General features: G+C 70.9%; 16 protein-coding genes. 9 read left to right on the forward strand and 7 right to left on the reverse strand.

Annotated elements, in window-relative coordinates; translation table 11 throughout:
- Positions 1-156 precede the first annotated feature (156 nt).
- Positions 157-1,371 (forward strand): efflux RND transporter periplasmic adaptor subunit, encoded by a 1,215-nt coding sequence (locus tag TSH64_RS34475; protein WP_109451994.1) that lies wholly within the window; start codon positions 157-159, stop codon positions 1,369-1,371.
- A gap of 19 nt (positions 1,372-1,390) precedes the next feature.
- Positions 1,391-4,516, forward strand: a complete 3,126-nt coding sequence (locus TSH64_RS34480) for an efflux RND transporter permease subunit (protein ID WP_109451996.1) — start codon at positions 1,391-1,393, stop codon at positions 4,514-4,516.
- Between the two features lie 3 nt (positions 4,517-4,519).
- On the opposite strand, the gene TSH64_RS34485 is transcribed toward TSH64_RS34480, so the two are convergent.
- Entirely contained in the window at positions 4,520-5,602 is a 1,083-nt protein-coding gene (locus TSH64_RS34485; RefSeq protein WP_109451998.1) for a patatin-like phospholipase family protein, read from the reverse strand.
- Between the two features lie 158 nt (positions 5,603-5,760).
- On the opposite strand from TSH64_RS34485, the gene TSH64_RS34490 reads away from it, so the two are divergent.
- The 4 genes from TSH64_RS34490 to TSH64_RS34505 all read left to right on the forward strand — a co-directional run bounded on the left by TSH64_RS34490 (position 5,761) and on the right by TSH64_RS34505 (position 10,628).
- The gene (locus TSH64_RS34490; protein WP_109452000.1) at positions 5,761-6,582 is read left to right on the forward strand and encodes an RNA methyltransferase; all 822 of its coding nucleotides are present in this window, start codon (positions 5,761-5,763) and stop codon (positions 6,580-6,582) included.
- Positions 6,579-8,804: a helicase-related protein gene (locus tag TSH64_RS34495; RefSeq protein WP_247873333.1), complete on the forward strand. Its 2,226-nt coding sequence runs from the start codon at positions 6,579-6,581 to the stop codon at positions 8,802-8,804. The genes TSH64_RS34490 and TSH64_RS34495 overlap by 4 nt, the downstream gene beginning before the upstream one ends.
- A 238-nt stretch (positions 8,805-9,042) precedes the next feature.
- Positions 9,043-10,332 (forward strand): Nramp family divalent metal transporter, encoded by a 1,290-nt coding sequence (locus TSH64_RS34500; RefSeq protein ID WP_109452006.1) that lies wholly within the window; start codon positions 9,043-9,045, stop codon positions 10,330-10,332.
- 83 nt (positions 10,333-10,415) lie between these two features.
- Complete coding sequence (locus TSH64_RS34505) at positions 10,416-10,628, forward strand: SlyX family protein (RefSeq protein WP_109452008.1); 213 nt, start codon at positions 10,416-10,418, stop codon at positions 10,626-10,628.
- 16 nt (positions 10,629-10,644) lie between these two features.
- Here the strand turns inward: TSH64_RS34505 and TSH64_RS34510 are convergent, their stop codons facing one another.
- On the reverse strand, positions 10,645-12,189 hold the full coding sequence (locus TSH64_RS34510) for a multicopper oxidase domain-containing protein (RefSeq protein ID WP_109452010.1): 1,545 nt from the start codon (positions 12,187-12,189) through the stop codon (positions 10,645-10,647).
- Between the two features lie 71 nt (positions 12,190-12,260).
- On the reverse strand, positions 12,261-12,641 hold the full coding sequence (locus tag TSH64_RS34515) for a hypothetical protein (RefSeq protein WP_109452012.1): 381 nt from the start codon (positions 12,639-12,641) through the stop codon (positions 12,261-12,263).
- A 186-nt stretch (positions 12,642-12,827) separates the two neighbouring features.
- Between TSH64_RS34515 and TSH64_RS34520 the strand changes: the two genes are divergently transcribed.
- Positions 12,828-13,037, forward strand: coding sequence for a hypothetical protein (locus TSH64_RS34520; protein WP_109452014.1), 210 nt, complete (start codon positions 12,828-12,830; stop codon positions 13,035-13,037).
- 107 nt (positions 13,038-13,144) lie between these two features.
- Here the strand turns inward: TSH64_RS34520 and pbpC are convergent, their stop codons facing one another.
- A complete protein-coding gene (gene pbpC / locus TSH64_RS34525) occupies positions 13,145-15,184 on the reverse strand; it encodes a penicillin-binding protein 1C (protein WP_109452016.1) in 2,040 nt (679 codons plus the stop codon).
- Positions 15,185-15,232: 48 nt separating this feature from the next.
- Complete coding sequence (locus TSH64_RS34530; protein WP_109452017.1) at positions 15,233-20,449, reverse strand: alpha-2-macroglobulin; 5,217 nt, start codon at positions 20,447-20,449, stop codon at positions 15,233-15,235.
- A 202-nt stretch (positions 20,450-20,651) separates the two neighbouring features.
- Here TSH64_RS34530 and TSH64_RS34535 point away from each other — a divergent pair, with 202 nt between their 5' ends.
- Together TSH64_RS34535 and TSH64_RS34540 are read left to right on the forward strand one after the other, a co-directional pair.
- The gene (locus tag TSH64_RS34535; protein ID WP_109452018.1) at positions 20,652-21,062 is read left to right on the forward strand and encodes a hypothetical protein; all 411 of its coding nucleotides are present in this window, start codon (positions 20,652-20,654) and stop codon (positions 21,060-21,062) included.
- Between the two features lie 51 nt (positions 21,063-21,113).
- Complete coding sequence (locus tag TSH64_RS34540) at positions 21,114-22,484, forward strand: PepSY domain-containing protein (protein WP_109452019.1); 1,371 nt, start codon at positions 21,114-21,116, stop codon at positions 22,482-22,484.
- 10 nt (positions 22,485-22,494) lie between these two features.
- Here the strand turns inward: TSH64_RS34540 and TSH64_RS34545 are convergent, their stop codons facing one another.
- Both TSH64_RS34545 and glp read right to left on the reverse strand, forming a co-directional pair.
- Entirely contained in the window at positions 22,495-23,400 is a 906-nt protein-coding gene (locus TSH64_RS34545; RefSeq protein ID WP_109452020.1) for a LysR family transcriptional regulator, read from the reverse strand.
- Positions 23,397-24,635: a gephyrin-like molybdotransferase Glp gene (gene glp / locus TSH64_RS34550; protein ID WP_109452021.1), complete on the reverse strand. Its 1,239-nt coding sequence runs from the start codon at positions 24,633-24,635 to the stop codon at positions 23,397-23,399. The genes TSH64_RS34545 and glp overlap by 4 nt, the downstream gene beginning before the upstream one ends.
- Positions 24,636-24,829: the final 194 nt, after the last annotated feature.

The following is a 24,829-nucleotide window of genomic DNA, read 5'->3' on the forward strand; positions in this document are numbered from 1 at the left end:
TCTTCTCTCTCCGTCCGGACATCACCATGCCGTCACAAGGCGCGACAACGGGAACCTTGACGGAACATCCACGCCACCCCTAATGGAGGGCGCCGGCCGCCCCCTCAACCGATGCCGTTCCGATCGGACAGGCTCGGCCGAACTGGATCGACGATCATGACCGCCCCCCAACGGACCTTCCCGCCGGCCCAGCAGACACCGCAGCCGCAGATGCCGTCCCCGCCGCAGGAAGACGCCCCGCCCCGCAAGCCCCGGCGCTTCGGCCGGCTGCTGGCGATCCTGCTGGTTCTTCTTGCGGCAGGCGGCGGTATTGCCCTGTGGCGCGCCCGCAATCCGGCCCCACCCTCCCCCACTCCGGCCGGCCAGGCGGCGGAGCGCCCGGTGGAGCTGACCGCGCTGGAGGTCACGGCCGTCGCCCCGCGCGCGCTGGCGGAGACGGTCCGGCTCAGCGGCTCCGTCTCGCCGATGGAACAGTCGGCGGTGAAGGCGGAGGTCGCCGCCCGTCTGGCCGAGGTGGCGGTGCGCGAGGGGCAGGCGGTCCGCCGCGGCGAAATGCTGGCCCGCTTCGACACGGTGGAGCTGACCGCCCGCCTCAATGAGAAGCAGGCCAACCTGGAGGGCGCGCGGGCCCAGCTGGTGCTGGCCGAAAAGACGCTGACCAAGAACCGCACGCTGAACCGCAGCAACATCGTCTCGGACACCAGCCTGGATCAGGCCGAAAGCAGCTTCGGTTTCCAGCGCGCGCAGGTCGATGCGCTGGCGGCGCAGGTGGAGCTGGCGCGCAAGGCCCTGCGCGACGCGGTGGTGCTCAGCCCCATCGACGGCATAGTCGCCACCCGCACCGTCAATCCCGGGGAAAACCTGGCGGTGAATGCCGCCATGTTCACCGTGGTCGACCTGTCGCGGGTCGAGGTCGAGGCGACCGTCCCGGCGGAGCAGGTGGCCCGGCTCGCCGTCGGCCAGACCGCCAGCCTGCGGGTGGAGGGTTTCGGCGAACGGGAGTTCGCCGGCAGCGTCGCCCGCATCAACCCGATGGCGCGGGCGGGATCGCGCGCCATCCCGGTCTATGTGACCATCGACAATCGCGACGGCGCGCTACGCGGCGGCATGTTCGCCAGCGGCGAGGTTCTGGTGGCGCAGGCGGCGGGCGCCATCGCCGTGCCGCCGGTCGCCATCCGCCACGACGAGCAGGGCGAGTTCGTCCTGGCGATTGCGGACGGCCGCACCGTGCGCCGCCCGGTCACGCGGGTGGCGCTGTGGGCGCGCGGCGATCTGGTGCAGGTGGACGGCCTGGCGCCGGGCGAGCGCGTCGTCACCGGCAACCTGCCCGGCCTGACCGCCGGACGCAGCGTCTCGATCACCGGCACCTGACCCGGACGGACCAGCAGCCATGCCGATCACCCGCATCAGCGTCGACAACCCGGTCTTCGCCACCATGATGATGGTGGCGCTGATGGTGCTCGGCCTCTTCTCCTACAACCGGCTGGGCGTCGACCTGTTTCCCGACGTCGATTTCCCGGTGGTGGTGGTCAGCACCGCCTATCCCGGCGCCAGCCCGGAGACGGTGGAGACCGACATCACACGGCCCGTCGAGGATGCGATCAACACCATCGCCGGCATCAAGACGCTGACTTCGCGCTCCTACGAGGGGCAGTCGGTGGTGATCGCCGAGTTCGACCTGAAGACCTCGTCGGTCCAGGCGTTGCAGGACGTGCGCGAGAAGGTCTCGGCCATCCGCGCCAGCTTCCGCGACGAGGTGAAGGATCCGCAGATCACCCGCTTCAACCCGGACGACCAGCCGATCCTGTCCATCGCCGTCACCTCCGACCTGCGGTCCTTGCGCGACCTCACCACGCTGACCGACCAGATCATCCTGAAGCGCTTGCAGAATGTCCGCGGCGTCGGCAAGGCCACCATCGCCGGCGGGGTCAAGCGGCAGATCCTGATCCGCCTGAAGCCGGAAAAGCTGGAAGCACTCAACGTCGGCGTCGACGAGGTGATCGCCACCGTCACCAGCGAGAACCAGGACGTGCCCGCCGGCACCGTCTCCGGCCAGGGACGGGAGCGGGTGGTGCAGGTGGAGGGGCGCGTGCGCAACCCGCGCGACCTGCTGGACCTGATCGTCGCGCGGCGCGGCAACAGCCCGGTGCGCCTCTCCCAGGTCGCCGAGGTGATCGACGGGCAGGAGGAACAGGATTCCGCCGCGCTGCTGAACGGCAACCCGGCGCTGGCGGTCGATGTGGTGAAGGTCCAGGGCGCCAACACGGTGGAGGTCGCCCGCGGCCTGCATGCGGCGATCCAGGATCTGCGGACCAACGGCTCGCTGCCGGCGGACGTGACGCTGGCGGTGGTGCGCGACAGCTCGCGCGGCATCACCAATTCGCTCAGCAACGTGCAGGAGACGCTGGTCGAGGGCGGCATCCTGACCATCCTGATCGTCATGGTGTTCCTGGGGTCCTGGCGCAGCACGGTCATCACCGCGCTGACCCTGCCGGTCGCCGTGCTCGGCACCTTCGGCATGCTGGCCGCCATGGGCTTCACGCTGAACATGATGACGCTGATGGCGCTGTCGCTGGCCATCGGCATCCTGATCGACGACGCCATCGTCGTGCGCGAGAACATCATGCGCCACCTCGCCCGCGGCCAGGGCCACCGTCAGGCGGCACTCGACGGCACGGCGGAGATCGGGCTGGCGGTGCTGGCGACCACGCTGACCATCGTCGCGGTGTTCCTGCCGGTCGCCTTCATGGGCGGCATCATCGGCCGCTTCTTCCTGCAATTCGGCATCACCGTCTCGGCGGCGGTGCTGATCTCGCTGTTCGTGTCCTTCACGCTCGACCCCATGCTGTCCAGCATCTGGTACGACCCGGCCGCCCATGGCCGCCACGGCCGCTCGATCTTCGGCCGCTTCGCGGCATGGTTCGAGCGCGGGTTCGACAGTGTCTCGCACGGCTATGGCCGGCTGCTGCGCTGGGGCCTGCGCCGGCGCTGGATTGTCGTGATCGTAGCGCTGGCGATCTTCTTCGGCAGCTTCCTGCTGGTGCCGCGCATCGGCGTGGAGTTCGTCCCCGCCGCCGACCTCGGCGAGCAGATCGTCGAGGTGGAATCCCCCGTCGGCTCGTCGCTCGCCACCACCACCGCCAAGACCCGCCAAGTCGAGGCGGCGATCCGCGAGTTCCCGGAGATCGCCTACACCTACAGCACGGTCAACACCGGGGTCTCCATCGGCCACAACCGCGGCAGCATCTATCTGCGCTACACCCCCATCGACCAGCGCAAGCGCTCGCCCAACGACCTGGCCCCGCTGCTGCGGCAACGTCTGTCGGCGATCCCCGGCGTCACCATCGGCATCGCCATCCCCGGCGTCGGCGGCGTGCAGAAGCAGATCCAGGTTTCGGTCCAGGGCCGCGACATCGCCGAGCTGGACCGGCTGTCGCAGACCGTGATCGGCGCCATGCGCGCCATCCCCGGCTTCGTCGATGTCGACAGCACGCTGAAGGCGGCCAAGCCGACGCTGGCGGTCCGACTGGAGCGCGACCTCGCCAGCGACCTTGGCATCGGCACCGCCAAGGTGGCCGACACGCTGCGCCCGCTGTTCGCCGGCGACACGGTGTCGAGTTGGAAGGCGCCGGACGGCGAGAGCTACGACGTGCTGGTCCGCCTGCCCGAAGGCGACCGCGCCGGCCGCGCCGACCTCGACCGCATTTATTTCTCCGGCGGGGTCGATGCCAACGGCACGCCGCGCATGATCCCGCTGTCCCAGGTGGCGGAGGTGGTGACGACGCTCGGCGCCTCGCAAATCAACCGGCGCGATTTGCAGCGCGAGGTGAATGTCCAGGCCAACGTCCAGGGCCGCGCCGCCGGCGATGCCGGCCGCGACCTCCAGGCGGCGCTGGCGAAGATCGAGCTGCCGCCCGGCTACCGCATCGTCTTCGGCGGCTCGACCAAGGACATCGCCGAGACCAGCGGCTATGCCATGCAGGCCCTGGCGCTCGCCGTCATCCTGATTTACCTGATCCTCGCCTCGCAGTTCGGCAGCTTCCTGCAACCGCTCGCCATCATGGCCTCGCTGCCGCTGTCGCTGGTCGGCGTCTTCCTGGGGCTGCTGGCGGCGGGATCGACGCTGAACATCTTCAGCGCCATCGGCTTCATCATGCTGATGGGGCTGGTGACCAAGAACGCCATCCTGCTGGTCGATTTCGCCAATCAGGCGCGCAAGCGCGGCGCCGGCCTGCACGACGCGCTGGTGGAGGCCGGCATCATCCGCCTGCGCCCCATCGTGATGACCACCGCCGCGATGATCTTCGGCATGCTGCCGCTGGCGCTCGGCATCGGCGAGGGCGCGCAGCAGCGCGCGCCGATGGCCCATGCGGTGATCGGCGGGTTGTTGTCCTCCACCATCCTGACGCTGCTGGTGGTGCCGGTGGCGCTGACCTATCTCGACGGGCTGTCGCGCCGGATGAAGCGCTGGTTCGCCCACAGCGATCCAGACGCCCAACAGCATCCGGCAGAGTGAGGGTCAGGCCAGGGCCGGGGTCCGCACCGAGCTGCCAACGCCGACGGCCCGCATGTTCTCCTCGACCCAGCGCCCCGCCGCCTCGCGCCCGGCGTCGCGCAGCCAGTTGAGGAAGCTCCAGTCGGTCATCAGCTTTGAATAGAGCCCCAGATCCTGGAGATGCTCGTCGGCGCCGATCATGTGCAGGCGCGGGGCGTCGCCGCGGGCGGACAGGCAGCGCATCTCCTGCAACAGGGCGGCGTTGAAGGTGATCTGGTTGAGGCGGGCGGCGATGCCGGCCGGATCCTCCGGCGTGGTGGCGCAGGTGAAGGGGTTGATCGTCACCACCAGCAGGTCTGCGCCGGGACAGGCCGCCGCCAGCGGCGACAGCGGCGGGTTGGCGAGATAGCCGCCATCCCAATAATCCTGGCCGTCGATCCGCACCGCGCGGAACAGGCTGGGCAGGCAGGCCGAGGCCAGCAGGTGATCGACCTCCAGCTCCGTCTCGTCGAACAGCCGCAGGGCTCCGGTCCGCACAGTGGTGGCGCTGACGAACAGCCGCAGCCCGCTCCGCCGGATCAGCTCCGGTTCGACCATCTCGGCCAGCAGGCCGCGCAGCGGGTGGAAATCCGCCGATTGGGTCCGATAGGGGCTGACCCAGCGCCGTGCCCAATCGACCATATGGGTTCCCGGCGCGTGATCGACATTCCAGCGGCCGAGCAGCCGGTCGGTCACGCTCGGCCGGATCGGCCCCAGCCGCCCGGCGGCGCTGACCCGCTCCCAGAAAGTCGCCAGCTCGGCCCGCGCCCCGATACACCCGCCCCGTGCCCAGCCCTGGGCCAGCATGGCGGCGTTCATCGCCCCGGCGCTGGCCCCGCTGACCCCGACCAGCCGGATGTCCTCCTCCAGCAGCCGGTCGAGCACGCCCCAAGTGAAGGCGCCATGCGCACCGCCGCCCTGCAAGGCCAGCGCCAGCGTTGGCCTGGGCGGCGGCAGGGCCAGAAGAGGGTCCGGCCCCGACAGTTCCAACGGTTCCGCAGGGCAGGCGGGCGGCACAGGCGTCGCCTTGCCGCACACACGGTTCCACAGCTCTCGGATCATCGTCATGGCCGGCACGTCTCCAAATGCTTATGCTGCACCGCAACATGAGCAGGGACTTCCGCATCGGCAAGGGGGTATGCCCATGGAGGCAGGCAGGGAACGGCATTGGAAAGCCGCGCCCACATGCACTAAGTAGGCGGACACCCCAGACGCCGAGCCGCCCCTTGCCCACCCCGCCCTATCAGGTCATCCCGATCACCGACCCCGAAGACCCGCGCATCGAGCCTTACCGCGATGTCCGCGAGCGCGATCTCGTCGGCCGTGACGGGCTGTTCATCGCCGAAGGGGCGGTGGTGGTGCGCAGCCTCGTGCAATCCACCCGCTACCGGGCCCGCTCGCTGCTGATCGCCGAAAAGCGGCTGGAGGCGCTGGCGCCGATGCTGGCGGCCCTTTCGCCCGAAACGCCGGTCTATACCGCCACCCAGCCCGTGCTGGACCGCATCGCCGGCTTCCCCCTGCATCGCGGCATCCTGGCGGTGGGGGAAAAGACCGGTGTCCCGAGCGTCGCCGACCTGCTGGGTGCCTGCGGGCCGATTTCCCGTGTCGTCATGCTGTTCGGCATCGGCAACCACGACAATATGGGCGGCATCTTCCGCAACGCCGCCGCCTTCGGCGCCGATGCGGTGATCCTCGATCCCGGCTGCTGCGACCCGCTCTACCGCAAGGCGATCCGCGTTTCGGTGGGGGCGACCCTGCTGGTGCCGACGGCCAAGCTCGCCGCGGACGAGGATCCGCTCGCCCTGCTCGACCGCTTCGGCTTCGAGGCGGTGGCGCTCAGCCCCGCCGGTGCCGAGACGCTGGCCGCCCTGACGCCGCCGCGCCGTGCCGCCCTGCTGTTCGGCTCTGAAGGGCCGGGCCTGCCGCCCGCCCTGCTGGCCCGCGCCCGCAGCGTGCGCATCCCGATGGCCGGCGACTTCGATTCCCTCAACGTGGCGACCACCAGCGGCATCGTGCTGCACCACATCGCGTCCGGACAGGTGCCATGACAGACGATATGAGCGACGACATCGGCACGCCGGCCGCCACAACCACCGCCGACCCGCATCTGGTCCATGACCTCGCCGTCGCCCATCCGGAGGTGACGACGCTGGGGGCGGCCGGCCTGCTGCGGATGACCGACGCCGAGGCGCGCGGGCTGGTGGCGCTCGGCCTGCCGCTGCCGAAGGGCAAGCGCGACCTGCTGGTGCCGGCGGAGCGGCGCGCGGCCATCCTGATGGAGATCGCCGGACGCATCGACCGCGCCCACCGCCGCGACGCGCTGCTTGCCCAGGGCCGCCGGGCGCTGGCCGGCGGCCACACCGCCCTGCTGTCCTGCGAGGACCGCACCCGCGTCCGCGCTGTGCGCAGCGACGAGCTGCCCTGGCCCGGCCTGTCCCCGGCGATCCGCTTGCAGGTTTCCCGGACCTTCGACGCGCTGGAGCTGTCGGACCTGTCCGATGGGGAGCTGTCGGCCCGGCTGGACCATGACCCGGCCCTGCGCGCAGCACTGGACGACGCCCTGTCCCGCATCGCCGCCCGGCTGCGCGATCTGGCCGAGCGGGCCGGCGACGACCCGGATTGGGGCTTCGCCAGCCTCGCCGACCGGCTGGGCAAGGCCGCCCGCAACCGCAGCGACGCCGACGAGTTGCTCGACCGCTGGGACCGCGAATACGACCAGTGGCGCCGCGACCGGGCGGAGGGGCGCGGCCGGCTCTATGTCGACCGCCATTTCGACTTCTCGCGCTTCGAACGGCTGTTCCCGGTGGCGCGCGGCATGAACCGCCGTCTGGTGCTGGTGATCGGCCCGACCAACTCGGGCAAGACCCACCGTGCCATCACCGCGCTGCGCGAAGCGCGCGACGGCGTCTATCTGGCGCCGCTGCGCCTGCTGGCGCTGGAGGTGATGGAGCGGCTGAACGGCGAAGGCACCCCAACAACGCTGATCACCGGCGAGGAGGAAATCCGCACCCCCGGCGCCCGCCACACCGCCTCCACCATCGAGGTGATGGACCCCGACCGCCCCGTCGAGGTCGCGGTGATCGACGAGATCCAGATGCTGGCCGACCCGGCGCGCGGCTGGGCCTGGACCGCCGCCCTGATGGGCGTCCCGGCGGAGACCGTCTACATCCTCGGCGCGCCGGAGGTCCGGCCGCTGGTGGAGCGCGCCGCCGCCCATCTCGGTGAGCCGCTGGAGGTGGTGGAGCTTGAGCGCAAGACCCCGCTGTCGATGCTGGACCGCCGGCTGGAGTGGGCGGAGGTGGAGCGCGGCGACGCGCTGATCGCCTTCTCCCGCCGCGAGGTGCACAGCGTCCGCGACACGCTGCTGGCCCAGGGACTGTCGGTCGCCGCCATCTACGGTGCGCTGGCCCCGGCGGTGCGGCGGCGCGAGGCGGCGCGTTTCCTGTCCGGCGAGGCCGATGTGGTGGTGGCGACCGACGCCATCGGCATGGGGCTGAACCTGCCCTGCCGCCGCGTGTTGTTCACCGCCCTGGAAAAGTTCGACGGCAGCGGCGTCCGCCCGCTGAGTGCCACCGAGGTGAAGCAGATCGCCGGCCGCGCCGGCCGTTTCGGACAGTTCGAGGAAGGGCATTTCGGCGTCATCGCCCGCGGCACCCCCGCCACGCTGAAACGCCTGCTGGAGGCGCCCGACCGCCGCCTGCGCGCCGACGCCCCCCTGCCCGTCCGCCCGACCCGCGCCATGCTGGCCCGTCTCGCCAGCCACATCGACAGCGACGAGACCCGGCTGCTGGTGGAGTGCTTCGGCAGTGCCGCGACATCCGGCTCCCCCTTCCGGCTGGCCGACCTGTCGGCGCTGCGCCGGGCAGCACCCATGCTGGATGCCCGCCGGCTGGCGCTCGCCGCCAAGCTCGACCTGCTGCTCGCCCCCGCCGACCTTGAGGATGCGGAGGATGCCAAGGTGTTCGCCGCGATCCTCGACGCGGTGGAGGCCGGAGAAAGGCTGCCGCTCGGCCGGCTGATCCCGGCGCGGCTCGACGGGCTGGCCGCCGACGTGCTGGAGGCGGCATCGCGCGCCTGCGACCTCTATTTCTGGGCGTCGCGCAAGTTCCCGGACGCCCTGCCCGACCGCGACCGGGTGCGCAGCGCCCGCGACGCCATCGGCCAGCGCCTGTCCGAAGCGCTGGCCTCCCGCGCCCGCCGCCGCGAGCCGCCGCCGGCCGCCGGCTTCCGCGGCGCCCCGCGCAAGCGCTTCGGGCCGCACCGCCGCTGAAGGGGAGATTGACGAAGGGGGGTTGGTTCCCGGCGAAATTCGCCCGCATGGCACTGCTGCACTGCGAACGAAGGGGACGCCCTGCTGTTCTGACCTGGACCAGACTTGGCTCGGTCACCACATCGATAGCAAGCGCCTATCGCCACGTTAGAAAACGTCGATTGGACGCTATCGAAAGGCCCTGCCATTGTTGCATCGGTGGCCAAACCTCTGGCCGTCCCGTTCAGGAGCAACCGGCGTGAAGACCGCATCCCCCACCATCGCCGACACCGTCCCCGCCCGCTCCCCCGCGGTGGGACGCCGGTTCTGGACCATGCTCGGCCCCGGCTTCGTGGTGGCGGTCGGCTATATGGATCCGGGCAACTGGGCAACGGACATCGCGGCGGGCTCCAGCTTCGGCTTCGCCCTGCTGTCGGCGGTGCTGATCGCCAGTCTGGCCGGCATCTTCCTGCAGGGGCTGATCGTCCGGCTGACGCTGGCGACCGGCACCGATCTGGCCCGGCTGATCCGCCAGCGTTTCCCGCGGCCGGTGGCGATGCTGGTCTGGGCGGTCTCGGAGCTGGCGATGATCGCCACCGATCTGGCCGAGCTGCTGGGCAGCGCCATCGCGCTGAAGCTGCTGTTCGGCATCCCGATCATGGCCGGGGTGGTGATCTCCGCCGTGCTGACCTTCGGCATCCTGGCCCTGCCCGGCGCCCGCGGCCGTGCGCCCGAACTGGTGGTCGGCGCGCTGATGAGCGTGGTCGTCGTCTGCTTCGCCTGGGAGTTGGCGATTGCCCGCCCCGACCCCGGCGCCCTGCTGGCCGGTCTGGTGCCAAGCGTCGAATTGGCCCGCAATCCCGAGATGCTGTACCTGTCGCTGGGCATCATCGGCGCCACCGTCATGCCGCACAATCTGTTCCTGCATTCCGGTCTGGTGCAGGCCCGGCTGGCCGAGGTCAAGACGGAGGAGGAGCGGCGGCAGGCCGCTCGCTGGCTGACCATCGACCTGTCGACCGCGCTGGCGCTGGCCGGTCTGGTCAACGGCGCCATCCTGGCGGTCGCCGCCGTGGCCTTCCAGGGAGCGGCTGCCGGTACCTCCCCCGGCATCGAGGACGCCCACGCCCTGCTGGGCAGCAGCATCGGCGGCGTCGCCGCCCTGGTCTTCGCCATCGCCCTGCTGGCCGCCGGCCAAAGCTCCACCACCACCGGAACCATGGCCGGGCAGATGGTGACGGAGGGCTTCCTGAACCTGCGGCTGCGCCCGGTCACCCGTGCGCTGATCACCCGCGGCGCCTCGCTGATCCCGGCATTGGCAGTGCTGGGCAGCGCCGGGGACGGGGCGGTGGATGGCTTGCTGGTGCTGAGTCAGGTGGTGCTGGCCCTGACCCTGCCCTTCATCCTGATCCCGATGCTGGTGCTGCTGCGCAACGACAAGCTGATGGGCGGGCTGGCGATGGCGCCGCTGACCCTGCGGCTGGCCAGCCTGACCGTGCTGGTGCTGACCGGCCTGTCCGGCTGGCTGGCCGGCACCACCGCCATGGCGTGAGCGGAAAGGCACCTCGACCCGGAGCGGGGAATGGTCCATCTTGCGGCCCGTTCCCCGATTTTCCTTCCTGTCATCGGTGCCCTATGGATCCTGCCCTCGAACAACGCCTCGCCGATCTGGAAAGCCGCCTCGCGCATCACGAGCGCATGGCGGAGGAGATGTCGGAGGTCATCTTCGCCCAGGGCCAGACTATCGACCGCCTGACCGCCCAGATGAGGCGCATGCGCGACCGGGTGGAGGCGGCGGAATACGCCATCGCCTCCCCGCAGGACGACCGGCCGCCGCCGCATTACTGAGGGACTGGGGGCGTCCTCACCCCACCCCCTCGTAGACCACCTCCGTCATCATCCCCGTCGCCATGTGCAGCAGGTTGTGGCAATGCAGCGGCCAGCGGCCGGGGTTGTCGGCGTCGAAGGCGACGGTGACGCTGCCCATCATCGGCACCAGGACGGTGTCGCGCACCGCCCCGGCCACCGGCCGGCCGTCGATGGCCACCACCTGGAAATGATGGCCGTGCAGGTGCATGGGATGCGCCATCATCGACGCATTCTCGAAGGTCAGCTCCACCCGCTGGCCCTGGCGGACCGTCAGCGGCCGGTGCGCCCCGAAGGTCAGACCGTCCAGGCTCCAGACATAGGGCGCCATCGAGCCGGTCAACTGCATCCGCCGCGTCAGGTCGGCGGTACGCGCCGCCAGCGGCATGACGGCGACCAACTGCTTTTCCAAAGACAGGTCGAGCGGATCGGTCTGCGTCTCCCCGGCCGCCGCGACCTTCTCCACCGCAGCGCCGGGGGTGGCGAGGATGATGCCGGTGCGCTGCACCGCCCCTTCGCGCAGAGCCAGGATCGGGAAGGCGCCGCCCTCGGCCGGCACGGTCAGGCGGATGTCCAGCCGCTGGCCCATGCTCATGGCGAAGCGGCTGCCGGCAACCGGCTGCACCGGGTTGCCGTCGGCGGCGATCACCTGCCCGGTCAGCCGCCCGAGGTCGAGATGGAAGGCGGTCGAGGTGGCGCCGTTGATGATGCGCAGCCGCACCCGTCCGCCCCGTTCCACCCGGACCAATTCGGGGTCGGCGAGCGTGCGGTCGTTGGCGAGGTAGGCGTCGTACTCGACGTCGTTCAGGTCCATCGCCATGCCGCCGGACATACCGCTCATGCCATGCCCAGAGCCATGCGCCGAACCATGTTCCGCCTGTCCGTGATCCATCGAGCCGTGGTTCATCACGCCGTGATTCATGGCGCCAGTGCTCATGGCACCGTGATCCATCTGGCCGTGCCCGCCATGGGCCGTTCCGCCGGCCGGCGCACCCAGGGAGGCCAACAGCTCCGTCGGGTCGCGGAAGGTGAAGTCGTGCAGCAGGAGTGTCACCTCCTGCTCGTCGGCGCGCAGATCCTCGGCGCTGCGGACCACCAGCGGGGCCGCCATCAGCAGCTGTTCCTGCATCCCGTGATGGGAGTGCATCCAATGGGTGCCGGTGCGGGGCGCGAAGTCGTAGCGGACCGACTCGCCGTTGCGGATCGCCGGACGGTTGTTGTCGACGACACCGTCCTGGACATAGGGCGGCGTCTGGCCGTGCCAGTGGATGACCGCATCCTCGCCCGCCCGGTTGGCGAGATCGACGACGAAGCGCCGGCCGGGATCGAGGGTCAGCCCATGGGTGCCGTCGGGCTGGCGGATGCCGAACACGCCGGCCGCCTTGCCGTTCACGTCGAGCGTGCGGCGGTCGACGGTCAGCCGGACGGCATCCTCCACCGGACTGGCGGCAAAGACGGAACGCGGAAAGGCGGGAAGCAAGGCGGCACAGCCGCCGGCGACCGCCGTCGACAGCAGACGGCGGCGCGAAAGCGCGAGAGTCATGACGGACTCCGAAGAATCGGATGAAAAGGGGATAAGGAAAGGCGCCGCGGAAGCCCGGCGGCGCGCCGGCATCATCCCAGCCGCGGCGGCGGCAGGTCGGGCCGCACCCCAAGCCCTTCACGCAACAGTCCGGTCGTCCACCGCAAGCGCAGCCCGGTGGAGCCGACCGGGGTCGTCAGACCGGCGCTTGGCAAACCGACGACCATGGGCGCACAGGCCATGCCGGCGCAGCAAGGCTGGGTCGCGTGATGCGTCCGGCCCGGCGCGGGGCGGCCATGGTCCATTCCATCCATGGCGGCCGCGTGCGGCACGCCGTGCACCGCCATGGCGGCCGGCGCATCATGCGGACAGGCAGCGGCGGCATCCCCCGACCACAGCAGCAGGCCGAGAATCACGAGGACAAGCGCCCCCGCGACCCCGCTCAGCCTCCGCATCCAGTCGGCGACGCGCATCGGCACCGCACCGCTCCCGCTTGTTGTCAGCCTTTCCAAATAGGCCCTCGGTGGGAGCCGGTCAACCGCCTCCGACCGCCGGACAGGGCGTCTACCCATTCCGTCCTAGGCGTTTTCCCGAGCATGGAACTGCAACACACCGCCCCTATATTGGCCGTCACCCGAAACCAAGAAAACACTCCCGAGATGTCCGCCCCCGCCCGTTCGGCCACCCTTCTGCACACCGCGACCCGTCCGCTGCATTGCGCCTGCTGCGGCCGTCCCTTCGTCCGTCCGTCCACGCGGGGGCCGGCACCGCTCTATTGCTCGGCGGATTGCCAGAAGCAGATGCGCGTCCGCACGCGGGTGTGGAGCGGGCGCGACGACGCCCCCTTCGGACTGCGCCGCGCGTCTTAGAGACTGTCTGGTGCTCATTGAAGCACCAGACAGTCTCTAAGCTTTTGGTTCTTCGTGTGATTCACGCTTCAAGCGATCCCGCTTGAACCGATCACACTCCAACGGTTTCAACGAATCTCGACGGTCGCGCTGTCGCTGCGGCCGTCGGCGTCCAGCACGGTGACCCGCACCACCCCCGGCCCGTCCGGACGCCACACCACGTCGCGGGCAATCGGTGACTGGGCGATGCGCCGTCCGTCGATCAGCCAGGACAGCGGGCGACGCCCGCCGCTGGCGGTCAGGGTCATCGGCTCCCCCTTGCCATCAGGGCCCAGCGCCTCCAGCACCATGTCGCTGACCGGGAAGGTCAGGCGCAGCCGGTCGGTCTGGCGCGGCCCGGCCAGCTCGACCTCGCCCGGCCGCAGGTGGCGCAGCAGCTCCGGCGGCGCCTCGTTCCTGACCGGGCCGGCGGGACGGCCGCGCTCGGCCGGCAGCCGGTCGAAGACCTCGAACAGCAGCGGAGCGGCGGTGTTGCGGCCGTAATGGTCAGGGCTGGGCGTGCCGTCCGGCCGCCCGACCCACACGCCGACGGTGTAGCGCCCGGTGACGCCGAAGGCCCAGGCGTCGCGGAAGCCGTAGCTGGTACCGGTCTTCAGCGCCACCGGCCCGCTGCCGCGCAGCTCCTGCGCCTGCACCACCCCCGGCGGCGGCGGCGAGCCTTCCAGGATGGCACGGACCTGCTGCGCCGCGGTGGCCGACAGCAGCCGCTGCTCCGCCCCGCCGGGTTCGTCCAGCCTGGCGCGCAGCGGCGCCACCAGCCCGTCGCGCGCCAGCCCGCTGTAAAGCATGGTCATGTCCCACAGGCTGATCGACGCCCCGCCCAGCGCCACCGGCAGCCCCGGCAGCGTCGTGCCGCCCGGCAGCACCAGCCGGGCACCGGCCTTGCGCAACGCCTCGGCGAAGCGCAGCGGCCCGACGCGGTCCAGCACCAGCACCGCCGGCACGTTCAGCGAGCGCTGCAACGCCTCCATCACCGTCAGGTCGCCAGTGAAGCTGCGGTCGAAATTGCGCGGCGCCCAGTCGCCGAAGCGGGTGGAGACGTCGGCGATCTGGGTCAGCGGGTGGATGATGCCGTCGTCGAAGCCCAGCCCATAGATGAAGGGCTTTAACGCCGATCCGGGCGAGCGCACCGCCCGCACCATGTCGATGGGGCCCTGCCGCGTCTCGTCCAGCGCGTTGGGGCTGCCGAGATAGGCGAGGACGGAGCGGTCGCGGTTGTCCACCACCAGCACCGCCAGCCCGGCCTGCGGGTTCAGCGTTTCCGCCGTCTTCCGGCCCAGCGCCTCGACCGCCTGTTGCAGGGTGCCGTCGATGGTGGTGGCGATCTGCGCCCGTCCGGGATTGGCGCTGCGCAGCCGGTCGGCCAGATGCGGGGATGATGCCGGCAGCGGCAGCCGGGCCGAGGGCACCGGCAGGGTCTTGGCCTCCGCCACCGCCTTGGGCGGCAGCGCGCCCGCCTCCGCCACCCGGTCCAGCACCTTGTCGCGCGCCGCCCGCGCCCGCTCCGGATAGCGGTCGGGGCGCAGGTGGGAGGGCGATTGCGGCAGCGAGACCAGCAGCGCCGCCTCCGCCGCGTCCAGTTCAATCGGCGCCTTGCCCAACAGCATCAGAGAGGCGGCGCGGATGCCCTCGATGTTGCCGCCATAGGGGGCGAGCGTCAGATACATGCCGAGGATGTCGCGCTTGCCGTAGCGCCATTCCAGCTGGGCCGCCCGCGCCGCCTCGATCAGCTTGGCGCTGAAGGTCCGTGGCCGCGGCTCCAGCAGGCGGGCGACCTGCATGGTGATGGTGGAGGCGCCGGAGACCACCCGCCCCGCCCCCAGATTCTGCCCCGCCGCGCGCAGCACCGCCAGCGGATCGACGCCGGCATGGTTCTCGAACCGCCGGTCCTCATAGGCCAGCAGCAGCTCGACGAACAGCGGCGAGACATCGTCCACCGTCGCCGGCAGCCGCCACGCGCCGGCCCCGTTGGTGAAGATGCGCAGCGGCTGGCCCTTGCGGTCGGTGACCGTCACCGACAGGTCGGCCAGCCGGTCCAGCGGCGGCGGGAACAGCCGGTCGAGCAGCAGCGCCGTCCCGACCAGGACGGCGACGCCGGCCGCCGCCACCCCCGCCCGCCTTACCCGGACATTACGCACCCAAGCCGGCGCCAATCGTCACTCCGCCGGACGGACGGTGATCCGCCCGGTGGTCTGGCGGGCGAAGAAGCGCGGCTTGTACATGTCCTCAACCGTCGCACCCGGCAGCTCGTAGGTGCCGGGGGTGATGGCGCGGACGATGAAGGCCAGCTTGAAGGTCTGCTGGTCCTCCGTCAAATCCACCGCGGCGACATAGCGGTCGTCGCGCGCCTCGGTCGTGCGGGTGTAGCTGAGGTCGCCCAGCCACGCCATCTCCTCCGGCGTGCCGCCGCCCAGCTTGGCGTTCTCGATCTCCCAGCCGGCGGGCAGCGCATGCGTCACCATGCCCTGGTGGAACAGCTTGGTGTTGGCCTCGCCCTCCAGCACGACGACGAACACATCGTTCTGCTTGATGGTGTCGAGGTTCAGCACCTCGCCCTTGCGGGTGAAGAAGTTGCGCTTGATGCGCAGCCCCTCGCGCGCCGCCGGCTGCGGCGCCACCGGCACGCCGGACAGCGACACCGCCTGCCAGACCGCCGCCTTGCCGGCGTTGGCGACCGGGATGCCGGCCTTCAACTGGGCCAGCGTCGGGGTCAGATCGACCCGCGCGCCGTCCTTCTTCGCACCGCCCAGCGTCATCTCCGCCTTGGCCGGCGCGCCGCGCAGCAGCGCGTCGGCGGCCAGCACCGACCACGCCTTTTCCTGCGTGTTGGTGCGGTTGGCGGCGGTGGCCGACGCCGGCAGACGGTCGATCAGCGCCGGGATGCGGGTGCCCGCCATGTTGACCTCGGTCATCAGCGCCACCAGCGCCGCAGAGTCGCGGACGGTGGAGCCGTAATCGACATGCCATTCCTCGCGCGCCAGATGGCCAACGGCGCTGTCGAAGGCGCTGGCCGCCCGCTCCTGGTCGCCCATGCGGGCGAGTGCCGCACCCAGCTGCCCTTTGGCGAGCGGCGTCGGCAGCTTCTCCAGTGCTGTGTCGTGCAGGTAGCGCGCCGGACCGGGCAGCGAGACGCCGGCCAGCGCCAGCGTGTGCAGGGCATAGGCGCGCACCGCCAGATCCCCCGGCTCCGACGCGCTGGCGATGGCGCGCTGGCGCAGCCAGTTCAGGGCGTCGGTCAAGGGCTTGTCGGGAACCGCCTCGCCCTTCTGCTTGGCGCGGACGAGGAACTCGGCGGCATAGGCGGTCAGCCAGCCGTCGGCCTCGTCATTGGCCCCCCACAGGCCGAAGGCGCCGTCGAAGCGCTGCTTGTCCAGCGTGCGGGAGATCGCCTGCTGGACCCGCGCCTCCAGCCCGTCGTCGGGCTTGCGGTCCTTGCCCAGCGCCAGCTCCACGTCGCGCACCACCAGCAGCGGCAGCGCGCGGCTGACCGTCTGCTCCAGGCAGCCGAACGGGTAGCGGTCGAGCGCCCGCAGGATGCCGGCAACATCGAAGGGAGGTGCGGTGGTGAAGCTGGCCGACCAGCTGGTGGTTCCCGGCAGGTAGGTCGCAAGCTCGGCCCCGTCGAAGCGGACGCTTTCGCCCGGAGCGATCTGGCGGGTGACGAACTGGGTCTCCACCGACCGCGCCGGGCGGACGGTGATGCCGTAGTCGTGGTTCAGCGACAGATTCTCCGGCCCCTTCACCGCCACGGCGACATGGCCGATGCCGGCGGCCACACCCTTCAGCGGCACGATCAGCGTCTTGCGCTCGCCCTTCGCCAGCGGAACCGACAGATTGCCGCCCTCCACCGCCACCGCGTCCTGGGCGGTGACGGCGACCTCATAGGTGCCGGCCGCCGCCTCGACATTGTGCAGCGACAAGGTAACGCGGCTGTCGTCGCCGGGGGCGAGGAAGCGCGGCAGGATGGCGTCGGCGACCAGCGGATCGCGCACCGTCACCGGCCCGGCGGCGGAGCCGACACGGCCTCGGCTGTAGGCCACCGCCATCAGCCGGAGTTCGCCGTTGAAGTCCGGCACGTCGAAGCCGATGCGGGCGGTGCCGTCGGCGCCGACCTTGACCGGCCCGTGGAACAGCGAGACCACGGTGAAGGGCACCACCGGCAGCCCGGCGCCGCTGGAATCACCGCCCTGGCGCATGGCGCCATAGGGGCCGTCGAGCGGGTCGATCAGCCGGCCGTAATCGTCGCGGATGTCCAGCCCCAGCCGGCGCTTGCCGAAATAATGCTTCTCCGGCTGCGGGCTGGCGAAGTCGGTCAGGCGCAGGATGCCCTCGTCCACCGCGGCCAGCGTGACATAGGTGTCCTCGATCTTCCCGCCATCGGCGGCGGCGACCTTCACCCCCACCTCCAGCCGGCTGCGCGGGCGCATCACCTGCGGGGCGTCGAGCGTGACGGTCATGGTGCGCACCGACGGATCGACGCCGACCCAGGCCACACCCATGGCGCGCACCGGCTGACGCTCGCGGCCCTTGACCGGCGGGCGGTAGGCGGTGGCGGTCACATAGGCGCCCGGACCCCAGGCGGCATCGACCGGGATCTCCACCGTCGCGCCTTCGGCCGGAACCGAGATGGTGCGCACGTCGAAGATGCGGTCGGTCGCCACCGTCACCAGCAGTTCGCCGGCGAAGGGCGGCGCCACCCGGATGCGGGCGGTCTCGCCCGGCTTGTAGGACTGCTTGTCGGTGGAGACCTCCAGCTTGTCCGGGATGTCGGCGGTCTCGTCGCCGCTGGCCCAGCCGGAGTAGAAGCGGTAGGAGCTGGCCACGCCCGCCGCCTTGTCCGTCACCTCAAGCCGGTAGCGGCCGAAGTCGCGCTTGCCAAGCGCCACCACCGCCGGCTTGTCGGCGGCGACATCGACGCTGCCCGAGGCCAGCGGGATGTCGCGCACCGTGGCGTTGTAGCTGTAACGGCCGTCGCGGCGGAACCAGACGAAGGACACGCGTTCCTCGACCAGCTCCCACTTGATGCCGGGCTTGGCGACGGCGCTGCCGTCCGGCGCCACGGCGACCAGATCGAAGGCGGCATCGCCGCCCTCGCCGACGCGCCCGTCGGAGAAGCGCGGGCGCAGGCCCAGCGCGTGGGTCTTGGGCCGCACTGGCACGCTGACCGACTTGTGGACTGGGCGCCCGCCCGGCTCGGACAGGGTGACGCGGATGTCGGCGCGCAGCGGCTTGCTGGTGTCAGGCACCTCCGGCAGGGTCACGGCGATGTGCGACACGCCCTGCTCGTCGGTGGTCGGGAATTCCAGCGGGTCGAGCCGCTCGGTCGGGTTGTCCTGCACCCGGCCGAAACGATAGTCCTTGAAGGCCGGATAGGGCATCGGGTCGGTCTTCAGCGCCACCTCGGCGGTGCCCTCCAGCCCGGCGGCCGGCGGGCCGTAGAGGAAGCGGCCCTGCGCCGTCACCTCGAAGGGCTGGCCCGGAACCAGGATCGGCGCGCTGGCGGTCACGTCGAGCGCCAGCTTGATCGGCACGAAATCCTCGACCTGGAAGGAGCCGCGGCCGATCGGCTCGCCCTTCGGGTCGCTGTAGACCTGCACCTCCCAGCCGCCGAGCGGTGCGGTGCGGGTCAGGGTCAGCGGCAGGAAGAAGCCGCCGGCCTCCTGGCCCTTCAGGGCGCCGCTGTAATATTCGGTGCCGCTGGGCCGCAGGACCTTCACCGTCAGCGGGAAGTTGTCGACCGCCTCGGTCTTGTCGTCGCGCAGCAGGATCGACAGGTTCACCGTCTCGCCCTGGCGGTAGACGCCACGGTCGGCATAGACGAAGGCGTCCATCGGTCCCGGCGCCGGACGCCCGCCGACCCCGCGGTCGCTGAGGTCGAAGGCGGCGCCGGTCAGATCCTGCATGGCGAAATCGGTGCCGAGATAGGCCATCGCCATCTCGGGTGCGTTGCCGCCGGTCTTCAACAGGCCGGGGGCGAAGCGGGCGCGGCCGAACTCGTCAGTCTTGACACGGGCCAGTTCGGTGTTGTTGCGGGCGACCAGCGCCACATCGACCCCCGGCAGCGGCTTGGCCGTGCCGAAGGAGCGGGCGAAGACGGTCAGCCCATCGGCGCCGCGGAAGCTGGTCAGGCCGATGTCGGACAGCAGCACCCACTGGGTCGCCAGCGCATCCCAGCGGTCGGACTCCTCCACGTCATGCGGGCGGGCGGTGACGACATAGAGGCCGGCCTTGGGATCGTCGCCGACGGCCTGCCGGAACGGGATCGCCGCGGTGGTGTCGCGGTTGCGCTCCCCCTTCACCTCCAGCGAGCCGGACCACACCAGCTCGCCATTCTCCTGGGCGAGCCGGTCGGCGGAATAGCTGGTCAGCTCGTTGAAGATGTTGCCTTCATACTTGTTGGACACCAGGGCGCGGTCGGCGATGCGGTAGACCGACACGTCGAGACGGTCGGTGTTGACGCTGACCACCGGGATGCCGTCGGCCCCCTTGCGCGGCAGGATGTAGGCGGAGCCGCGGAAGGCGGCCATCGACGGCCGGTCGGGCACGCGCACGCGCTGGGTCTCGTCGGCCTTCAGGTTCACCCCGTCCTCGCCGGGCAGACCCTGGCGCAGGGTGACGGTGTAGCCGGAACCATGGGTGACGCCGCGCAGGCACAGGCTGTTGTCGCGCGTCTCGATGGCGGTCTTGGTCGCCGGCTCCACCCGGACATAGTCGTCGAAGCGCACGCCCTGCTTGCCGCTCAGCCGGTCGCTGAACTGGAAGCAGACACGCGGGCTGCTGCCCTCCGCATTGACGGTGACGCCGGTCAGCGCCAGCCCGGCCTTGCGGCGGAGTGCGACGATGCGTTCCTCCAGCTTCGGCGCCTGGGTGTCGAGGGTCGCAGCCTCCATCTTCGGCGCGATCTCCTGGATCGACCTCAGCGCCTTGACCGCCTCGTCCGGCTTGCCGAAGGCCTCGTCCATCAGGGTGGCGATGCGCCAGAGGATGGCGACCCGCTCCTCGTCCTTCGGGTTGAACTGGCCGGCCATCACGGCGCTTTGCAGCGCGCGGTCCCGGTTGGGCGGGGTGGCGGCCTGCCAGACGGCGCTCAGCTCCAGCCAGACCGACGGGGAGCCGCCGCCCTGGGTGATCGTCTTCTCATAGGCCTGGATGGCGCCGGCCATGTCCTTGCGGTCGCGGGCGGCGCGCGCCTGCTTCAGCAGATCGGCGATCACCTGCGGTTTCGGTTGCGGCGGCGATTTCAGCAGCAGCCCGTTGGCATAGGCGGAAGCGTCGGAGAGGGCGCCGGGCGGCGTATAGTCCGCACGGACCGGGCCGGCCGTCATCGCCATCACCACCAGAACCCAAAGCAGCGTCAACAGCCGTGCCATCATGTCGCCTTACAACCGGAAGCGGGATCGCCCGGTTATAGCGCCGATAACCCGGTCGTGGCGATATGGCGAACCGCCGATGTACCGTTAGGCTGTATGGGTACCACCACGCTTGTCGAGAGCGGTGCTTCCACCGGCACTTGTCCGCTGGCCGCGGATCGGATAACGATCGACGGCTTTCGGGCTCTCTGGCGAACGGAAACCGATGCTGGCTCATTGCCGCAGGCTGCAGGAACGGTGGGGGCTGGCGCTTGCACTCGCGCTCAGCCTCAGCCTGTTCGTTCGCCTTGCCGCACCCTATGCCGGGGCCGCCGACCGCGACGGCTATGTCGCGATCTGCACCGGCAGCGAGCTGGTTTATCTGCCGGCGGACCATGACGGCCTGCCGCTGCCGGACGGCGGGCAGAGCGAGAAGCGGGACCTGCCGCCGCTCCACCTGCCCTGCAACTGGCTCGGGCAGTTTCTCGTCCTGCTGCCGGCGTTGCAGATGCTGGTGCTGCCGGCGATGCCGGTGTTGCCAGCGGAATCGCCGGAGCCCGTACAGCCGCACCGCCCGAAGCCGCTCAAGCCCTTCCAGTCGCAAGCCCCGCCATCCGGCCGTCATCCGACGCATTGAGCCGCCCGCCTGCCGGGCGAACCCGCATCGCGACGACCGACTGGACCGATCATGACGCAAACTCTGCAAGGCGGAGCCATCGGCTCTGCCCTTTACCGTGCGCTGTGGCGCTGGCATTTCTTCGCCGGGCTGATCTGCGCCCCCTTCGTCATCCTGCTCTGCGTGACCGGCGCCCTCTATCTGTTCAAGGACGAGATCAACGACGGGCTGCACCGCGAGCTGCGCCTCGTGAGACCGCAGGCTACCGAGCGGCTGGCTCCGTCCGCCCTGGTCGCCAGGGCGCTGGAGGCCCATCCCGGCACGCTCAAGGGCTATGGCGCCCCTGCGGCACCCGACCGCCCCGCCGAAGTGAAGATCCTGGGATCCGACGGGCTGAAGGACGTCGTCTATGTCAATCCCTATGACGGCCGGGTGCTGGGCAGCCTGTGGGACGGCGGCTTCGCCGGATCGCCGACCATGTATGTCGTGCGCAAGCTGCACAGCCTGCAATATGCCGGCTGGTTCGCGGAGCGCGTCGTCGAGGGGGTGGCCGGCTGGATGGTGCTGATGACCGCCTCCGGCCTCTATCTCTGGTGGCCGCGCGGTCAGCAGAGGGGCGGCCAAAGGGGTGGTGTCGTCACGGTGCGCGGAGGGCCGGGCAAGCGTGTGTTCTGGCGCGACCTGCATGCCGTCACCGGACTCTTCGTCAGCGTCTTCATCGTCTTCCTGGCGATGACCGGACTGCCCTGGTCGGGCTATTGGGGCAAGCAGTTCTACGCCGCCGCCTATGCGGTCGGCATGGGCATGCCCGACGGTTATTGGGACAAGTACCCGGTCTCCACAGTGCCGCTGAAGGACACCATCGACCGTGCGCCCTGGATCGTCGAGAACCAGCCGGCGCCGCTGTCCACGTCGGCGGCCGGGGTGCCCGCCAAGCTGGACGACGTGGTGCGGACGGTGGAGGCGCTGGACATGGCGCCGGGCTATGCCATCGCCATCCCAGGCAAGCCGGACGGCGTCTTCACCGCCTCCGTCTATCCCGACGACGTCAGCCGGGAACGGGTGGTTCATCTCGACCAGTACAGCGGCACGGTGCTGTTCGACATGCAGCTGAAGGATTTGGGCCTGTTCGGCCGGCTGGCGGAATGGGGGGTCGGCATCCATATGGGCCAGGCATTCGGGCTGGCGAACCAGCTGGTGCTGCTCGCGGCCCTGGTGGCGATGGTGGGGCTGACGATGTCGGGCATCGTGATGTGGTGGAAGCGCCGCCCGGCCGGCAGCCTGGGCGCGCCGCGCCTGCCGGCGGGCCAGCCCGTGCCGAAGGGGCTGATCGTCATCGCGCTTGCAGGCGGCCTGTTCTTCCCGATGGTGGGTGTTTCGATGCTGGCATTCGCTGCCGTCGAGCTGGCCGGTTACGGGACCCGCGCCCTGCGGACGGCCTGAGGCACGACCGTCAATCGGACGCCGGGGCCTGTCCGGCGTCCAGCGCGCTGCGCACGAACGCCCGCTCGGCGATGCTGCGGTAACGGTCGCGGTGCCGCAGCAGGTGGAAGGGCCGGGCCGGCAGGTCCAGCCCATCCAGCGCCACGATCCGCCCCGCCGCCAGATCCTCGGCGACGATCAGGTCGGACAGCACGCTGGCCCCGACGCCGGCCAGCAGCGCCGCCCGGATCACCCCGCCGCCGGGCAGCGTCATCGCCACGTCGAGCGCGTCGGGCGCCAGCCCCACCCCGCGCATCGCCGCCTCGAACAGCGCGCGGGTGCCGGATCCGGGTTCGCGCTGGATCCAGCGCCCGGCCGCCATCTCCTCGCGCCCGACCCGGCCCAGCCCGGCCCAGGGATGGCCGGCGCCGACCACCAGCCGCAGCCGGTCGCCCTCGATGGGTTCGCTGACCAGCGCCGAATCGGTCACCGCCCCCTCGGCGATGCCGAGTTCGGCGCGTCCGTCGCGCACCGCCTCGGCCACCTGTTCGGTGTTGCCGATGGACAGATCGACCCGGATGCCGGGATAGGCGGCGGCGAAGCGCAGCAGCCGCGGCGCCAGCCAATGGTTGCCGACCGTCTGGCTCGCCGCCAGCCGCAGCGCCCCGCGCGACAGGCCGGACAGCTCGGCCAGCATCGTGCCAGCCTCCTCCACCTTCGCCAGGATGGAGCGGGCCTGGGCGTGCAGCAGGTCGCCGGCGGCGGTCAGCTCGACCCGGCGGCCGATGCGGTCGAACAGGCGCAGGCCATGCTCCGCCTCCAGCGCGGCGATGGCGGCGCTAACCGCCGGCTGCGACAGGTGCAGAACCTCGGCGGCACGGGTGAAGTGCAGCATCTCCGCCACCGTGGCGAAGATGCGCAGCTGCTCCAGCGTCACGCGAACAGGCCGGTGAAGGGCAGGAAATCGACCAGATCGCCGGGCCGCACCGCCGTGGCCTCCGCCGGCATGTCGACCAGCCCGTCGGCCTCGACCATCGAGGTCAGCACGCCGGAGCTGTTGCTGGGGAACTTCACCGCGACCGGGCGGCCGTCGGCGCCGCGCTCCAGCCGGGCGCGCAGGAACTCGCGGCGGCCGGGCTTCTTGGTGAAGGTGAAGTCGGCGACCACCAGGCTGCGCGGCGTGTCGATGCCGCTGGCGCCCGACAGGCGCAGGACCAGCGGGCGGCCGACCAGCAGGAAGGTCACCATCGCCGACACCGGATTGCCGGGCAGCCCCAGGAAGGGCGTGTCGCCGACCCGGCCGAGCGCCAGCGGCTTGCCCGGCTTGATCGCCAGCGTCCACAGGTCGATGGAGCCCAGCGCATTGACCGCCGCCTTGACATGGTCCTCCTCGCCGACCGACACGCCGCCGCTGGTGACGATCAGGTCGGCGGTGCCGGCAGCCTCGGCCAGTGCGGCGCGGGTGGCGTCCGGCCGGTCGGGCAGGATGCCGAGGTCGCGCACCTCCACCCCCAGCGCGTCGAGCTGGGCGGCCAGTGTGTAGCGGTTGGCGTCATAGATGGCGTGGTCCGGCTTGGGCGTCCCCGGCTCGCGCAGCTCGTCGCCGGTGGAGAACAGCACGACGGTCAGCCGCTTGCGCACCGTCAGGGTGGAGCGGCCGACCGCGGCGGCGAGCCCGACCTCCTGCGCGCGCAGGCGCTGGCCGGTTTGCAGAACCACCGCACCGGCGGTCATGTCCTCCCCCGCCAGCCGGATGTTGGAGCCGCGCTTCAGCGATGCCGGGACCAGCACGGCGTCGCCGTCGGTCCGGCAATCCTCCTGCATCGCCACGGTGTCGACCCCGGCCGGGACCGGCGCGCCGGTGAAGATGCGCACCGCCTGCCCTGCCGCGACCGTGCCGTCGAAGGTCGATCCCGCCGGAACCCGCCCGACGACGTCCAGCCGCCGGAAGCCTTCCCCCGCCTCGGCGGGAAAGGCCCAGCCGTCCATGGCCGAGACGTCGGCCGGCGGCACGTTGACCGGCGCCACCACCTCTTCCGCCAGAACGCGGCCGAGCGCCCGGCGCAGCGGCACCTCCTCCGTCCCGGTCACCGCGCCATAGCCCCGTGCGACGCGGGCGACCGCCTCGTCCAGCGACAGGGGAATGGGGCCGTGTGCGGAGCAATCGTCCATGATCTCGATGTCCTTGTTGAACGGGCCGGGATGAGGAGCGCCATTCGAGCGGCGGTCGGGCCCGCGCCCTTCCTATCGCCAACTGCAACCCCTGCCTTTGATCGGCGTCAAGGCTCTGTTTGGATATTCCTGTATTGCGGCGCCTCGGTCCGTCCCCGCCCGCAGCCAGCCGGGACAGGCCGGGTTCCCGGCAT

The organism is Azospirillum sp. TSH64, assembly GCF_003116035.1.
GTDB lineage: Bacteria > Pseudomonadota > Alphaproteobacteria > Azospirillales > Azospirillaceae > Azospirillum.